At 58.6% G+C, this 16,556-nt stretch carries 12 protein-coding genes; 3 read left to right on the forward strand and 9 right to left on the reverse strand.

What is annotated here, in order from left to right; genetic code table 11:
• The first annotated feature begins 25 nt into the window (after positions 1–25).
• The gene (gene xerC / locus BFC21_RS05835) at positions 26–982 is read left to right on the forward strand and encodes a tyrosine recombinase XerC (protein ID WP_371914940.1); all 957 of its coding nucleotides are present in this window, start codon (positions 26–28) and stop codon (positions 980–982) included.
• Positions 983–1,118: 136 nt separating this feature from the next.
• On the opposite strand, the gene BFC21_RS05840 is transcribed toward xerC, so the two are convergent.
• Entirely contained in the window at positions 1,119–2,207 is a 1,089-nt protein-coding gene (locus tag BFC21_RS05840; RefSeq protein ID WP_088377406.1) for a polyamine ABC transporter substrate-binding protein, read from the reverse strand.
• 50 nt (positions 2,208–2,257) lie between these two features.
• On the reverse strand, positions 2,258–3,559 hold the full coding sequence (locus BFC21_RS05845; protein ID WP_088377407.1) for an FAD-binding oxidoreductase: 1,302 nt from the start codon (positions 3,557–3,559) through the stop codon (positions 2,258–2,260).
• 156 nt (positions 3,560–3,715) lie between these two features.
• On the opposite strand from BFC21_RS05845, the gene BFC21_RS05850 reads away from it, so the two are divergent.
• The gene (locus BFC21_RS05850; protein WP_088377408.1) at positions 3,716–4,612 is read left to right on the forward strand and encodes a LysR substrate-binding domain-containing protein; all 897 of its coding nucleotides are present in this window, start codon (positions 3,716–3,718) and stop codon (positions 4,610–4,612) included.
• Between the two features lie 261 nt (positions 4,613–4,873).
• Positions 4,874–6,424 (forward strand): TerC family protein, encoded by a 1,551-nt coding sequence (locus BFC21_RS05855; RefSeq protein WP_120265789.1) that lies wholly within the window; start codon positions 4,874–4,876, stop codon positions 6,422–6,424.
• Positions 6,425–7,264: 840 nt separating this feature from the next.
• On the opposite strand, the gene BFC21_RS05865 is transcribed toward BFC21_RS05855, so the two are convergent.
• From BFC21_RS05865 to BFC21_RS05895, 7 genes are all read right to left on the reverse strand, one after another.
• On the reverse strand, positions 7,265–9,685 hold the full coding sequence (locus BFC21_RS05865; RefSeq protein WP_120265791.1) for a glucose/quinate/shikimate family membrane-bound PQQ-dependent dehydrogenase: 2,421 nt from the start codon (positions 9,683–9,685) through the stop codon (positions 7,265–7,267).
• Between the two features lie 246 nt (positions 9,686–9,931).
• A complete protein-coding gene (locus BFC21_RS05870; RefSeq protein ID WP_088377410.1) occupies positions 9,932–10,450 on the reverse strand; it encodes a cysteine hydrolase family protein in 519 nt (172 codons plus the stop codon).
• Positions 10,451–10,781: 331 nt separating this feature from the next.
• Positions 10,782–11,294, reverse strand: coding sequence for a MepB family protein (locus BFC21_RS05875; protein WP_120265792.1), 513 nt, complete (start codon positions 11,292–11,294; stop codon positions 10,782–10,784).
• Positions 11,291–11,716 (reverse strand): N-acetyltransferase, encoded by a 426-nt coding sequence (locus BFC21_RS05880; RefSeq protein ID WP_088377412.1) that lies wholly within the window; start codon positions 11,714–11,716, stop codon positions 11,291–11,293. Before BFC21_RS05880 ends, BFC21_RS05875 begins: the two co-directional genes overlap by 4 nt.
• A gap of 373 nt (positions 11,717–12,089) precedes the next feature.
• Positions 12,090–13,580 carry an MFS transporter gene (locus tag BFC21_RS05885; protein WP_120265793.1) on the reverse strand — a complete coding sequence of 497 codons (1,491 nt, stop codon included), beginning with the start codon at positions 13,578–13,580 and terminating at the stop codon, positions 12,090–12,092.
• Positions 13,581–13,868: 288 nt separating this feature from the next.
• Positions 13,869–14,582 (reverse strand): FadR/GntR family transcriptional regulator, encoded by a 714-nt coding sequence (locus tag BFC21_RS05890; protein WP_088377414.1) that lies wholly within the window; start codon positions 14,580–14,582, stop codon positions 13,869–13,871.
• A gap of 107 nt (positions 14,583–14,689) precedes the next feature.
• Positions 14,690–16,426, reverse strand: coding sequence for an IlvD/Edd family dehydratase (locus BFC21_RS05895; RefSeq protein ID WP_088377415.1), 1,737 nt, complete (start codon positions 16,424–16,426; stop codon positions 14,690–14,692).
• Between the last annotated feature and the right edge of the window lie 130 nt (positions 16,427–16,556).

Below are 16,556 nucleotides of genomic sequence, written 5' to 3' on the forward strand. Positions count from 1 at the left end.
GTTTCTGCCTGTAATGAGATTGGTTTTGTCTACGATTGACTCCCCGCTACCGTCGCTTTCGCCCTCGGTGTTAAACCCGGTGCAAAACCCTGTTGCGCTGTACCTGCAGCGTCTTGCCCCCTCCAGCCGCCAGACCATGCGTTATGTCTTGCAGGAAGCGGCGGACCGCCTGGGCGCTGAAGATGTGGCGATTGATGAATTCCCCTGGCATCAACTGCAACCGGGGCATATCACCGCGCTGGTCGCCGCGTTGCGTGAGGACGGCTACGCGCCCAATACCTCATCGCTGTATGTGAATGCCATTCGCGGGGTGATGAATCAGGCCTGGCAACAAAGCCTGATTACCCAGGATCATTTGCTCAAGATCCGCGCGGTCAAGGCAGGCGGTGGCTCGCGGCTGGTCAAGGGGCGTAACCTGCGGCGCAACCTGATTCGCGAATTGATGGATGCCTGTGCGGCAGACCCGCGTCCCCAGGGGCTGCGGGATGCGGCGATCATTGCGATCCTGTATGGCTCGGGGATGCGCAAGTCCGAGTCGGTGAACATGGACCTGTGGCAGGTCGATGTCGAACAGCGCAGCTTGCAGGTACTGGGCAAGGGCAACAAGGAACTGATCAAGTTCGCCCCGGCCTGGGCCTTTGAAAAACTTGAAGCCTGGCTGGCCTTTCGCCGGGCCAATCTGCCAGATGGAGTCGAGGATGACAGCTTCCTGTTCAATCGCATCCGTCGTGGCAACCACATTACCCGTGACCGCCTGACCAAACACGCCATTTACTACATCGCCAAGCAGCGGGGCCGGCAGGTAGGCGTCGACATCATGCCCCATGACTTTCGCCGGTCGTTTATTACCCGGGTGATCGAAGAGTACGACGTGTCAATCGCACAAAAGCTGGCGCACCACGCCAACATTGCTACCACGGTCAGCTATGACGTGCGTGATGACAATGAGCGGCGCAATGTGACAGACCGATTCTTGTTGTGACCCTCGTGGGGGTGGGGAGCAGAAGTAGTGTAGGAGCCGGGCTTGCCCGCGATGGCGCACACCGCGGTCATTCAGACAGACCGAGGTGCCTGCATCGCGAGCAAGCCCGCTCCCACAATGATCCCGACGCGGTCTGTCAGGTATTGGTCTTGAGCTTGGTCCACAAGCGGGTGCTCAGGCGGGCGATCTTGGCCGGCAGGTCTTCCACGGTGAACAGGGTGTCGATCACGGCACTGGCCGGGTAGATCGCCGGGTCCTGTTTCACATCAGGCGCCAGGTACGCGTCTGCCGCCTGGTTGGGGTTGGCGTAGTGGATATGGTTGCTGATGTTGGCAATCACTTGCGGGGTCAGCAGGTAGTTCATGTAGCGGTAGGCATTCTTCTCATGGGGCGCGCTTTTAGGCATGACCACCATATCCAGCCATAACGTCGAACCTTCCTTGGGGATCGAATAGGCAATATCGATCCCGTTCCTGGCTTCCCGGGCACTGGCCGCAGCCTGGACCACATCACCGTTAAAACCGATCACCGCGCAAATATTGCCGTTGGCCAGATCACTGATGTATTTGGACGCGTGAAAATACTGCACATAAGGCCGTATTTTCAGCAGCGCCGCTTCGGCTTTCTTGTAGTCCTCAGGCTCATGACTATGGTGCGGCAAGCCCAGGTAATTGAGGGTGATCGGCAGTACTTGCGTCGGATTGTCGATGATCGCCACACCGCACTGGCTCAGTTTTTTGATGTTGTTTTCATCGAAAAACAAGCTCCAGGACTGGGTGACATCCGTGGTGCCAAAAATCGCCTTGATCTTCTCGACGTTGTAGCCGATCCCCGCCGTGCCCCACATATAGGGGTAGCCGTACTGGTTGCCGGGGTCGTTGACTTCCAGCTTTTTCATCAGCACCGGGTCCAGGTTTTTCCAGTTGGGCAACTGGCTCCTGTCCAGCTTCTGGATGGCACCGGCCTTGATCAGGCGCGACATAAAGTGGTTCGAAGGGCTGACCACGTCATAGCCGGTATTGCCGGTCATCAACTTGGACTCCAGCACTTCGTTGCTGTCGTGAATATCGTAGGTAGCCTTGATCCCTGTGTCCTTGGTGAAACTGGTCAAGGTGTCGTCGGCGATATAGCCGTTCCAGTTGAAAATATTCACACTCTCGTCGGCATGGCTGACCGCCGAAAATGTTGCGAGCATGACCGCAAGGGATAGCGTGTTGATGTGCATGTTCAATCACCTTTTCAAGGAGCTTTTATTCTTTTGTGGTGTGAGCGTGTTCAGATTTCTGTTTTGGCCCTGATGGCTTCCATGCGCATGCGCAGTACGGCGCCGATATCAAAGAACGGACGGGGTGGCAGCCAGCCCGGTTTGGCACGCGCCATAACCGACTGCAGCAGGGCAGAGCTGGCGCCGGATGCCAATTCGGCGAGCAGACGGCCCCACAGCGTGCCGCGTGCGACGCCGGAGCCATTGCAGCCGGCCACGGCGTAAATACCTTCCTCGACCTTGGCAAAGTAGGGCTGGCCGCTACGGCTGGCGCTTAGATGGCCGGTCCAGGTGTAGGCAATATCCTGCTCGTCAAGCCCTGGAAAACGCCGTTGCAAGCCCAGCACATGGTGCTTGCGCCGTTGCAGCAGGTCACGGTTGGACAGGTCCCTGGTGCGGTATTCCGCGGTGTTGCGGATCATTACCCGACGATCCGGGGTCAGTCGTACCGTGGCACCCAGTGGTCGGGTCGACAGCACACCCCAGGGCTCGACACTGCCGATGGCCTCATACTCCTTGTCTGTCAGGGGGCGGGTGAGGCTGGCGCTGAGTTCCATCGGGAAGGTTGCGCCAGTGTCGATCCCGGCGCGGGGGATAAAGGCATTCAGGCATACCAGTACCTGCGCGGCTTCAATGCTGCCCTGGCTGCCCCTGGCCCGGATGCGCCCGCCACTCAGGCGTTCAAGCCCGCTGATGTCGGTGTTTTCAAACAGGCTGACATTAGCGGGCAAGGCATCCAGCAAGCCCTTGACGTATTTCGCCGGCTGCAACAATGCATTGCCATTGCCGCACCAGATGGCCGCCTGGTAATGCCGGGTACCGAGGGTCTGTGCCAGTTGCGCGCCTTCCAGAAAGTGCGCAGATGCGCCCACGGCGTGCAGGGTTTTAAGTTTGGCCTCAACCCGGGTCAATTTGCCCGGGTCGTTAACGGCGAAGTAGTAGCCAGAATCCCGGTATTCGCAGTCAATGCCGTGGCGCGCAATGCGCATGCGCACTTCATCAGCGGCCGCCTGGCCGATGGTCGAGTCCACGGCATAGCCGGCAAAACCGCTCTTGCCGATGAGTTCGTCATCAGCCGGGTTTTCATGAGACACCGCGTAACCGGAGTTGCGTGCCGATGCCCCTTGGGCAGCCCGTTGCCTGTCAACAATCACGATCCGTGCCTGAGGGTGCAATTGCGCCAGGGAATGGGCCGCACTGAGACCAGTAATGCCCGCACCGATAATCAACCAGTCGGTTTTTTCAACGCCCTTGAGGTGATCGCGCACAGGGGAACTTCCTGCCAAGGCAATCCAGCCACATTCATTTTTCACCTTTCACCTCATTTGCCTGTCAGGGCGCTGCGCGGCGTTCGCATACATGCGCTATATGCATGCCTGGCCGCTGCTGGCGCGGGTTATGGATGGAATTTATGCTGTGGCAGGTGATATAACCAACGCTATTAATTCATTGATTGATGCATAAAACACATGGATAAACTTCGTCATGTACCGTCATTGCAGGGCTTGCAGGCACTGGTTGAGGTGGCCGAATCGGGCAGCTTCACCCTGGCCGCGCAAACGCTGTGCCTGACGCAAAGCGCAATCAGCCGGAAAATCCAGCAACTGGAAGCTCACTTTGGCGTGACGTTGTTGGCCAGAACCAGTCGCAGCGTGCGCCTGACGGTCGAAGGCGAGCAGGTATTGGCCAGTGCCCGCAGCATGCTTGAGCAGTTGAAGCTGCTGGAGGATCGCTTGTCGCCGCACAAGCGACCGTTTCGCATCCGCATGCATGTGTCGCTGGCCGTGCGCTGGTTACTGCCAAAGCTCAGTGACTTCTACTTACAGCACCCGGACATCGCCCTGTCGATTGAAACGGTGGCCACCGAGATCGTCGAGCCGGCCAGCGACAGCGATGCCTACATCCTGTACTTGCCCCGACCCTCCACTGATCCGGCCTGCATGGCTTTATTCGACGAGGCTCTGGTACCGGTGTGTGCCCCCGATCTGGGGCCGCTGACGTCAATGGCGGACCTGGTGTGCTTCGCGTTGTTGCATCGCTCGGCCGACCAGCAAGCCTGGATCGACTGGCTCGCCGCCAATGACGGCAAGCCGTTGCACAGTTACCGGCATATCCCGTTCAATCTCGATGAACTGGCCCTCGATGCTGCCGCGCGAGGCCTGGGGGTTGCAGTCACGGACATGACCCTGGCGGCCGAGTCCATTCAACGCGGGGTTCTGGTGATTCCGTTTGGTGAACCGTTGAAAACCGGTGGCAACTATTCGTTGTGCCTGCAACCTGCTGCAGCCTCGCACCCTGCGTGTACCGCGGTGCTGCAATGGTTTGCCAGGCAGGTCGAGCACGGTGGGGCAGGGAGGACTTGTTAAATTTTGTAATAAGTCCGCTAGCAGGAATTGAGGTTAATCGCTGTAGGATTGCATCCCCAATTCACTAAAGGCTTGTATGAACACCCTTCAGGAACCACCCAGTCGCAGTTTTGAACCTGCGCTTCCCCCTGGCTTGATCCTCGCCATCGAGCACGCGTTACCCATTCCCAGCCCTCTGTTCTGCGCCAGCACCTCTGCTGCTGCGCTTGTCTGTGCGCGCTCGCCGTTAACCCGGCACCTTCGTGAGATTAACTGATACCTATGGAATGGATTGCAGATCCCACGGCCTGGCTTGGCCTGTTGACCCTGATTGTGCTCGAGCTGGTGCTGGGCATTGATAACCTGGTGTTTATCGCCATCCTCGCCGACAAACTGCCGCCGGAGCAGCGCGACCGTGCCCGGGTGATTGGCCTGACCCTGGCACTGGTGATGCGCCTGGGCCTGCTGGCCAGCATCTCGTGGATGGTGACGTTGACTGCGCCGCTGTTCGAGGTGTTCGACAAGTCCTTCTCGGGCCGCGACCTGATCATGCTGTTCGGTGGTCTGTTCCTGCTGTTCAAGGCCACGATGGAGCTGCATGAGCGCCTCGAAGGGCATGTGGCCGAACGCTCATCGGCGCTGGGCTATGCCCTGTTCTGGCCAATCGTGGCGCAGATCGTGGTGCTCGACGCGGTGTTTTCCCTGGACGCGGTGATTACCGCCGTGGGCATGGTTGAACACCTGTCGGTGATGATGATTGCGGTGGTGTTCTCCATTGGCCTGATGATTCTGGCCAGCAAACCGCTGACCCACTTCGTCAACAGCCGCCCGACGGTGATCATGCTCTGCCTGGGCTTCCTGATGATGATCGGTTTTAGCCTGACCGCCGAAGGCCTGGGGTTCCATATCCCCAAAGGCTACCTGTATGCGGCCATCGGCTTCTCGATCCTGATTGAAGTGCTCAACCAGGTTGCCCGTGCTCGCCGCAAAAAAAGCGTGCAGGGCCTGCGCCCGATGCGCGAACGTACCGCCCATGCGGTGATGCGCTTGCTTGGCGGTCGGACTTTGAGTGCTGATGAAGTCGGTGAAGACATTGCCGATATGCTGGAAGGCGGCAATGACCAGGAAGTCTTTCATCGACGCGAGCGGGTGATGATCAGTGGCGTGCTGCAATTGGCAGAGCGCCCGATTCGTTCGGTGATGACGCCACGCGCCGAGATCGACCATATTGATTTGGCCGACTCACCTGAGGTCATTCGTACAAAACTGATGCATTCGTCGTACTCCAGATTGCCCCTGATCCGGGACGGACGTGTGGATGAGCCGCTGGGCTTTGTGCATAAAAAGGAGTTGCTCAAGGAGCTGCTGGCGGGGCATGAGCCGGACCTGGAGGCAATGGCGCGCAAGGCCATCAACCTGCTGGACAGCTTCACGATTCTCAATGCCCTGGAGCAGATGCGCAAAGAGTCGACCCATATCGCCTTTGTGATCAACGAATTTGGTGACTTTATCGGCCTGTTGACCATGACCGACATTTTGGAGTCCATCGCCGGCGAGTTGCCGGATGCCAGTGAGATAGCAGGACCGAATATCGTGGCCCGGGAGGACGGGTATCTGGTCAGTGGTGCCTTGAACCTGAGCCAGATTCGCCAGCACACCGGCTTTTTAGCCAAGGCGACAGACGACTATCAGACGATGGCCGGAATGGTGATGAGTTTGCTGGACCGTCTGCCAATGATTGGCGACAAACTGACGTGGGAAGATTGGAACCTGACCGTGGTCGAGGTGGAAGAGCGCAGGGTGACGAGGGTATTGCTGAGCAAGGCTGGTTAGAAATTGTGGGAGTGGGGCTGCCATCACGGGCAAGCCCGCTCCCACAGTTTTGGGTGGTATACCCAGGGTAAAAAGCTTGCACGGCCATTGTGGGAGCCGGGCTTGCCCGCGATGCAGGCAACCCGGTCTGTCTGAATGACCGAGGCGCTGCCATCGCGGGCAAGCCCGCTCCCACAGTTTTGGGTGGTGTACCCAGGGTAAAAAGCTTGCACGGTCATTGTGGGAGCCGGGCTTGCCCGCGATGCAGGCACCCCGGCCTGTCTGAATGACCGAGGCGCTGCCATCGCGGGCAAGCCCGCTCCCACAGTTTCAGGGGGTGTACCCAGGGTAAAAAACTTGCACGGCCATAGTGGGAGCCGGGCTTGCACGCGATGCAGGCAACCCGGTCTGTCTGAAGGACCGAGGCGCTGCCATCGCGGGCAAGCCCGCTCCCACAGTTTCAGGGGGTGTACCCAGGGTAAAAAGCTTGCACGGCCATTGTGGGAGCCGGGCTTGCACGCGATGCAGGCAACCCGGTCTGTCTGAATGACCGAGCTGCTGCCATCGCGGGCAAGCCCGCTCCCACAGTTTTGGGTGGTGTACTCAGGGTAAAAAGCTTGCACGGCCATTGTGGGAGCCGGGCTTGCCCGCGATGCAGGCAACCCGGTCTGTCTGAATGACCGAGGCGCTGCCATCGCGGGCAAGCCCGCTCCCACAGTATTAGGGGGTGTACCCAGGGTAAAAAGCTTGCACGGCCATTGTGGGAGCCGGGCTTGCCCGCGATGCAGGCAACCCGGTCTGTCTGAAGGACCGAGGCGCTGCCATCGCGGGCAAGCCTGCAGCCACAGGGCAGGGCACTGCTTAGTTGTTGTCAGGCAACGCGTAAGCGATCACATAGTCACCGCGATCAGCCGACTGACGCGCACCGCCCGCCGTGATGACGACATATTGCTTGCCTGTTTTAGGCGATACAAACGTCATCGGGCCACCCTGGCTGCCCACCGGCAAACGGGCTTTCCAGGCTTCTTCACCGTTGGCCGAGTTGAAGGCGCGCAGGTAGTAGTCCTGGGTGCCGGCGATAAACACCAAACCACCTTGGGTTGACAGCGTACCACCCAGGGTCGGCATGCCAATCGGCAGTTGCAGGCCCATTTTGATACCCAGCGGGCCAGTGTCCTGCACAGTACCGACCGGTACTTGCCAGGCGACTTTCTGGGTCTTCATGTCAATGGCGGTCAAGGTGCCGAAAGGCGGCGCCTGGCAGGGGATACCCGCAATCGACAGGAAGCGGTTCTTGTTCACGGCATAAGGCGTGCCTTTAAGCGGCACGGCACCCATGCCGGTGTTCAGCGCTTCGCCGCCGGAAGAGGCCTTGGCGTCTTTTTGCTGCGGTACCATCTGCACCCACAAGCCCAGGCGCATATCGTTGACGAAGATAAAACCGTGTACCGGATCAGTCGACAGGCTGCCCCAGTTCATGCCACCCAGCGAACCCGGGAAGCTCAACGACACATCGGTGCCCGGCGCGGTGTACAGGCCTTCGTAACGCATTTTCTTGAAGGAAATACGGCACAGCATCTGATCGAACGGGGTGGCGCCCCACATGTCCGATTCGGTCAGGGTCTGCGCGCCAATCTGTGGCATGCCCACGGATTTTGGCTGGGTCAGCGAATAAGGCTCGTCGGGGATATTGGATGCCTTGACCGGTACTTCTTCAACCTTGGTCAGCGGCTTGCCCGTGTGGCGATCCAGCACATAGATTTGTCCGGCCTTGGTGCCGATCACCAGCGCAGGCACTTTGCTGCCGTCGGCGACGGTGAAGTCCATCAGGGTGGGCTGCATCGGCAGGTCGAAGTCCCACAGGTCATTGTGAACGGTCTGGTAGACCCACTTTTCGTCACCGGTAGTGGCATTGAGTGCCAGCACGGAGGCGCCGTACTTGTGGTTCAGTTCGGTACGTTCAACACCATAGATGTCGGTGGACGAGCTGCCCATTGGCAAGAACACGGTGTTCATCAGCGGGTCATAGGACATCGGCGCCCAGCTGTTGGGCGTGCTGCGAACGTAGGTCTTGCCGTCTACCGGAGCCTTTTTGTCCTGCGGGTTGCCCGGGTCGAACGCCCAGCGCATGGCGCCGGTGATCACATCGAAGCCGCGGATAACGCCGCCAGGCATATCGGTTTGCACGTTATCGGCAACACGTCCGCCAACCACCACCGTGGTGCCTGCCATCAAGGGTGCCGACGACAACTGATAGTAGGAATCAGGCACATTGCCCAGGCCGGCCTTGAGATCAACCTGGCCATTGCTGCCAAAATCCGGGCAGAACTCGCCGGTGTCCGCATCGACGGCAATCAAGCGTGCATCGATGGTGTTGGTCAGCAGGCGACGCTGGCAGGCTGCGCCCGGTGCAACGGTGACCGCTGCGGCCGGGGTGCTGCCATCGGTAGGTGCGGCGACAGGGGCGCTGGCATCAAAGTACGCCAGGCCACGGCAACGCTGCCAGACGGCGGCCTTGGCATTGATGTTGTTCTTCCACAGCTCTTTGCCGGTGTCGGCATCCAGTGCGATCAGGTTGTTGTGCGGGGTGCAGATAAACACCTTGTCGCCGATTTGCAGCGGCGTCATCTGGTCTTCGGCACCGTTGCCATCGCTGATAGCAACGTCACCGGTCTGGTAGGTCCACGCCGGTACCAGCTTCGACACGTTGCTGCGGTTGATCTGGTCCAGTGCAGCAAAACGGCTGCCACCTTCGTCATTGCCGTAGTGTGCCCAGTCTTTCTGGGCCTTGGCCGGGTCGACCTGGGTCAGGCCTGGGCCGTCACCGGTGGGTGCGATCGAAGCGTGGGGCTGGAACATGCCCCAGAAGCCGGCAGCGATGGCCACGGCCAGTACCGCGCCCAGCGCATAACCGCCGTTACCGCCCAGACCATTGGCCTTGCGCAGTGTCGGGTAAGCCAGCGCCACGACCAGGCTCAGCACGGCCAGGGCAAAAAGGCGCGACACCAGCGGCCAGAACACCAGCCCGGCATCGACCAGCGCCCAGACAACACTGGCGACCATCACGGCTGCGAACAGCCAGGCACCTGCCAGGCGGCGCTTGAACAGCAGCACGGCCGAGACCAGCATGCCCAGGCCTGCGATCAGGAAGTACAGGCTGCCACCGAGCGTGGCGAGGTAACCACCACCGGCGATAAAGAGCAATCCGAAGACCAGCACACCGAGAGCGGCGACCCAGATGGGCCAACGGCTTACGGCTGCCGAAGGTTGAGGCTTATTCATGGTGCATGACCCTATTGATACATGAACGGTTGGAAGGAGGGCATCGCCTTTGACTGTAGCTGTTTGCAGCGCAGCCCTAGACGCAGCCGGCGTTTCTGCCCGCCGCCCAGGCCTTGTGCAGGCAGGAACGACAGCGCGGGAAACGTCCGGAATTGGAATGTACTAAACGGTTAGTTTTATAACTTTAACAAAAACACAGCCCTGCGACAAATTGTCAGTGCAGGGCGTGCCTGAGGGGGAGTGGGGCTAGAAGCGCCAGTCCTGTGCCTGGACCAGTTGGCAGAAGGGCCCGACAAGGCTGGCATTGTGATGAGCAACAATCTGTTCGGCCTTGAGCTCGGCGGTATCCGAGCATGTATGACCGTCAGCTATCAGCACGGCATCAAAGCCCAGGTCTCGAGCCGCCCGGCAGGTACTGTCGATGCAATACTGGGTTTTCATCCCGGTAATCACCACCCCGGTCGCGCCGCAAGCGCGCAACTGCTCGGCCAGCCCGGTCATGGCAAAGGCATTGGGCCTGTGTTTTTCGAAGACCACTTCACTGCCCAGCAACATCAGTTCCGGTGCGAGCAGGGTCAACGGGCTGCCTGGCTCAATGGGCGAGCCAACGGGGCCGATATGCCTAGCCAGAAAAATTCCCGCACCGGCACTGCGCGCCTTGTGCAGCAGGGCATTAACGGTTTCCAGCAACTCAGGGCCGCGCCAGGGGCGGTCCGGGCCGTGAACAAGTCCAACCTGCATATCAAGAACCAAGAGGGCGTACATGGGTGCATCTCCTTGCGTGAGAACCAGCGAGGCAAGGGCATAAAAAAAGGCCCTGTCCATCGCTGGCGGGCCTTTGAAATTCGTTTGCCATCGGCTCACGACACTTCGCACGCTCCGCATTCAGCGGTCGTGGTGGTAGTGGTCGAGGTAAGGCGATAAGAAGTCATGGCCCGACACTAGCAATGTCGTCGAGCACAGGCAAGCCGCAATGGGCAGGGCATGGCTTTGGCCAGTGTGCAGGGTGAGAATCAGCACACAGAAAAGCCCCTAATTATAACTCTACTAAATAGTTCTTTAGTTTAGTTATATCAAAAATGCATATAACCCAAGATTACACGCAGTGGAAAAGGTCGCGAATACGGACTATTGAGGCCGGTTCACAGGGAGTGACCGCCACAAAACACTCGGTTTGCCATCTTTGAGACTGCACGGCCTGGCGGGCTGAAGGCCTGCTCCAGGGCGGATAAACCCGTAATGCGCGCTTGCCGCCGCGACCATTTATGGCAAAGACACCGCGCGACAACAAGGTCTCACGATCAAAAATGAACTGCCCACATTGTCCTTCAGTAGCCACATGAACCACCACGAAATCGATATCATCCGCGCTATCCAGCGGCGTAATTTCACCGCCTGGACAGGGCCGTTTCCACAGGGTGACGAACTGGCCGACCTTGGTTGGCGTGACTTTGGCGACCCTGAAGACGACTTTGCGACCTGCAAGGGTAAAGCGCACACCGCCATATTCCCGGGCGGCACTCTCTACCGAGTAATCAGCCGGATACGCCAATGCTGCGGGCAAATACAGGGTCTCGATGGCTGTCAGCAAAGGCTGTGGGAGGATCAATTACTTAACGCCATCAGGTATTCAGCATGGCCTGTCTGCGCGTCAACTTGCTCGCGCAGCACCGCAAAGCCCTGTGAGTGATAAAAGGCCAGGCTGGGCGCATTCTCTTTATAAACCGCAAGGGTCAGCTCGCCACGAAGGTTTTTCGCGTGCTCAAGCAACTGCTTGCCCAGACCTTTGCCTTGATGGGCCGGGTCAACAAACAGCGCGGCCAGTTGATTGCCCAGCAAGGAGCAAAATCCCAGGACGCCGGATGGGTCTTCGAGCACATAGGTCTCTGATGCAGGGATATAAACATCACGCATCGTGGCTGTATGGGATTGCCAGTAAGCCGCGTCGATAAAGTCATGGGCCTTGATCGATGCGCTTAGCCAGATTTCCAAAACACGCTCCATGTCGTGCTGTTCAAATGCTCTGATCATTTGTCATTCCATTGTGGCGGGTGCAGTACGAAGGTGGTGATTATGCCGTAACGCAATCAATCAGGGATCGGTACAGAATGGGCGAATTGTTCGGTAGGGTTTGCGAAAGATTCAGGATTGACCTGAAGCGCGATTCGACGCCTTGAAATCTGACCTCCACTGGCCCTGATACGGTAATACGTTATTACGCATAATGTATATTATGTTAAATCGTGAATTATCCTGGAATGCCCTTGAGCATCTTAATGCGCTGATTCGAAAAATCTGCTTCTGATGTCCACTCTGTCACGGGCCATGCCCTTCATGTTCATAGTGCGTTGACGACGCTCATCCTTGAGCGATTAAACCAATGGAATAAAACCTGGATTAACGTTCATTCGAAATCTGAACTCACTGCACCCGATTTGCTTTTGTGATGCCTCAACACAAACCAGACCAACAGGCTCAATGCGCCGACCAGTGCAGCCGCCGTCAGTAAAACCATGCTGTGGGAGGCACTAAACGCCTTTTGCCCCGCTGCAGCAAGCTGCTGGCCTTGTATGCCTCCCAGTGCTTTTGCCGCAATCATCGTTTCACCAATAGACCGCACGGCTGTCTCGGCAATGGCAGTTGGAATGCCGTCAGGCAGCTGTATGGATTTTTCATAAGTGGATACGAGCAGAATACCGAAAACGGTTATGCCCAATCCGGTGCCAAGGTCGTAACTGGTGGCCTCAAGGGCTCCGGCCGAGCCCGCCTTCTCCATTGGAATACTGTTCATGATCGCCACCGACGAGGCGGTCAAGCCAATGCTGAGGGAAAGACCCAGAGCCACCAGCATCACAATAACGGCCACCCCGGCGCTGCCCAGGTGTATTTGGGCCAATCCGACCAGGCTTGCAGCGGACACCAGCAACGAGCAACTCGCAACCCACCTCAGGCCAATCGCCCGCAGGATAACGCCTGCCAGAGGCCCACCGATTGCAGCTGCAATCATCAGTGGCATCATGAAAATACCGGCCTCCAGGGGGGTACGGCCCATGACGAACTGCAGTTCTTGAGCCAGCAGCAATTCGAACCCGGCAAGCGCACCCATGGTGACCAGCGCCATGACGATACCCGTGCTGACCGCCGGAATGGCAAAAAGGCTCAGGTCAAGCATCGGGGTCAAGGTATGACGTTGCTTGCGTACAAACCACACCAGCATCAGTGCTCCGAATACAAAACAGGCACCGGTTACGAAATGAGAGCTGTTGGTTTTGAAACCCGATTTAAGGGCGTAGACACTTGCCATGACACCCAGGATCAGAATCACGGACTGGCCGATGGTCCAGTTTCCATCGCCGACCACACTGCGTCGCGGTATCCAGGCGATCACCAAGGGGATGACCAGCAGCATCACGGGCACATTAATCAGGAAGACCGCTCCCCACCAGAAATGCTCGAGCAATGCGCCCCCTACCAAGGGCCCGATGGCGGCTCCGGTGGAGGCAACAGCACCCCAGATACCCAGCGCTACGGCTTGATCGCTCTGGTCTTCAAACGTCTGTCGAATAATCGCGAGGACACTGGGCATGATCATGGCGCCGCCAAATGCCATGAACGCCCGTGCCCCGATCAACGCTGCGACATTGGGAGAAAAGGCCGCCAGTACGGAGCCTGCGCAAAAGATAACTAGCCCGGCCAGCAGCATTCGGCGATGGCCCACCCTGTCCGCAAGCGTGCCCATGGGAATCAGCAGGCTGGCCATCAACAACGGGTAGATGTCGATGATCCACAGAATCTCGGTACCCGTTGCTTGCAAAGCAAGGGTCAGTGACGGAACCGCGACATGAAGAATGGTGTAATCCAGGACAATCGGCATAAAAGCCAGAATGACCGACATGAGGACTAACCAACGGTTTGACTTGCCTGTACGCACAATAAAGAGACCTTTTAACCGGGATCCCGGCTTTAAAACGCTTGTCAGGCATTTTAAGCCGTTGCTGTCAGCACGCTTGCGCCCCTAGGCAGCGCCGCGATGCTAACCCATATCCCCGCCCTTTCCCGCCGTGCAAATGTGAAGCTTTGTGAAGTCGCAGGTATCAACCGGGACGATCCATACTGGGCCCAGGCCGCGCCCTGCCCGCCCTCTATGCCTCGGTCAAATGCTGGCGGGGCAAATCAACCGCCCTCACCCTTGGCTCAGTACCACATCCAGCGCCATGCGCGCGTCTTCGAGCTGTACCAGTGTGGCCTGACGCGCGCCCAAAGCGTCGCGGCTTTCGATCGCGGTCAAGATTGCCTTGTGCCGTGGCAGAGCAAGTTCGTGCAGGTTGGGTCGACGGTTGGAGTGTTTCATGGCTTCGCGCAAGGCCAATGACAGCATGTTGCACAAGTTGGCCAGCAAGTCGTTATGGGTTGCGTCGGCAATCCGGCTGTGAAAGTCCAGGTCGGGTTGCAGCAGCTCTTCAGGGCTGGAGGCACTTTCCATGCGTTGGTAGGCTTCATGGATCGATGCCACATCTTCTGCTGTTGCATGCTGGGCTGCGAGCGCAGCCACGGCGGGCTCAATAATGCTGCGCACGGTGGTCAGCAAGCCAAAAAATTCATTTTGGGGCGAGGCCTGCAGCAACCAGTGCAACACATCAGGGTCGAGCATGTGCCACTCGCGGCGTGGCTTGACCACGGTGCCCACGCGCGGCTTGGAGTACACCAGGCCTTTGGCAACCAGCACCCGGGTGGCTTCGCGCAATACCGGGCGGCTGACCGCATATTCGGCGCAGAGCAAGGCTTCGGCAGGCAGTTTGTCATCGGGTTTGAAACGCCCGGAGACAATCTGCAGGCCGAGTTCCTGAACGATGCGCGTGTGCATGCTTTTGCGGTCGGAGGGCTGACGATAATCCATGGGGCGCAGGTCGATCCTTTCGGTTGAAAGCGCGGATCATAGCAGGCGCGGGTTGAATCGCGCCCGCTATGATTGTCATGGCGGGTGCGCTTGGCCAGTGTCGCCACTCAGTGGGAATGACGGGGTACTTGCGATCCTCGGCAGCCCACCAGGAAATCGAAATCGCAGCCTTGGTCAGCCTGCATGACATGGTCGATGTAGAGCTGGCGATAGCCGCCAATCAACAGGTTTTTTGGTGGCTCGATATCGGCCAGGCGTGCGGTCAGTTCGGCCTCGGAGATATCCAGGTGCAGGCGTCCAGTGGCGCAGTCCAGTTCAATCCAGTCACCTTCCTGCACAGCCGCCAGTGGCCCGCCGGCCGCGGCTTCCGGTGCCACATGCAGCACCACTGTGCCGTACGCCGTGCCGCTCATGCGGGCATCGGAAATACGCACCATATCGGTCACGCCCTGAGCCAGCAGCTTGGCGGGCAGGCCCATGTTGCCCACTTCGGCCATGCCCGGGTAACCCTTTGGCCCACAGTTCTTCATCACCAGAATCGAGTCGGCAGTGACTGCCAGCTCAGGGTCATTGATGCGGGCCTTGTACATGTCGAAGTTCTCGAATACCACGGCCTGTCCGCGATGCTTCATCAGGGCCGGGGTCGCAGCGGATGGCTTGAGTACCGCGCCCAGAGGCGCCAGGTTGCCGCGCAATACACAGATACCGCCGTCGGCGACCAGCGGGTTATCGATTGCGCGGATAACTTCGTCGTCACCATAGATCGGTGAGTTTTTAACGTTATCCCACAAACTCTTGCCGTTGACGGTCAACGCGTGTGGATTGGGTATCAGGCCGTTCTCACCCAGGCGCCGCAACACGGCCGGCAGGCCCCCGGCATAGTAGAACTCTTCCATCAGGAAACGACCCGACGGCTGCAAGTCCACCAGAGTCGGTGTGCCCTGCCCTATGCGGGTCCAATCATCCAGCTCCAGGTCCACACCGATCCGCCCGGCGATGGCCTTGAGGTGAATCACGGCGTTGGTCGAACCGCCAATGGCGGCATTGACCCTGATCGCATTTTCAAAGGCTTCCCGGGTCAACACTTTGGACAGGCGCAAATCCTCGCGGACCATCTCGACGGCGCGCATGCCCGACATATGGGCCAGCACATAGCGGCGCGAATCCACCGCCGGGATGGCCGCGTTATGGGGCAGCGAGGTCCCAAGGGCTTCAGCCATACAGGCCATGGTCGAGGCCGTACCCATCGTGTTGCAGGTACCGGCCGAGCGCGACATGCCGGCCTCGGCCGAGAGGAATTCGTCGAGGCTGATGGTGCCGGCTTTGTAAGACTCGTGCATCTGCCAGACGATGGTGCCGGCACCGATGTCCTTGCCTTTGTGCTTGCCGTTCAGCATCGGCCCACCGGTGACCACAATGGCCGGGACATCACAGCTGGCCGCGCCCATCAACAGCGCCGGGGTGGTTTTGTCGCAACCGGTCAACAGCACTACCCCATCGATCGGGTTACCGCGAATCGCTTCTTCCACATCCATGCTCGCCAGATTGCGCGTCAGCATGGCGGTAGGTCGCAGATTGGATTCGCCGTTGGAAAACACCGGGAACTCGACCGGGAAACCACCGGCCTCGATCACACCGCGTTTGACGTGCTCGGCGATGGTCCGAAAGTGCGCATTGCAAGGCGTCAGTTCCGACCAGGTGTTGCAGATACCGATGATGGGTTTGCCCTGGAACTGATGATCGGCAATGCCCTGGTTCTTCATCCAGCTGCGGTACATGAAACCGTTTTTATCAGCGCTGCCAAACCATTGGGCAGAACGCAGGGGAGGAAATTTGTCTGACATGATAACGGGCTCTTATTGTATGACTAATTGGTTTCCGTGCCGCTAAATTAGCCTTAAAAAAGCCAATGTGGAAGTGTTGTTGGTTAAATAGTAATACTATATAGTCGTTTTCACTGAGAGCTGATCCTGG

This window comes from Pseudomonas sp. TMW 2.1634, from assembly GCF_001703595.1.
Taxonomy (GTDB): domain Bacteria; phylum Pseudomonadota; class Gammaproteobacteria; order Pseudomonadales; family Pseudomonadaceae; genus Aquipseudomonas; species Aquipseudomonas fragi.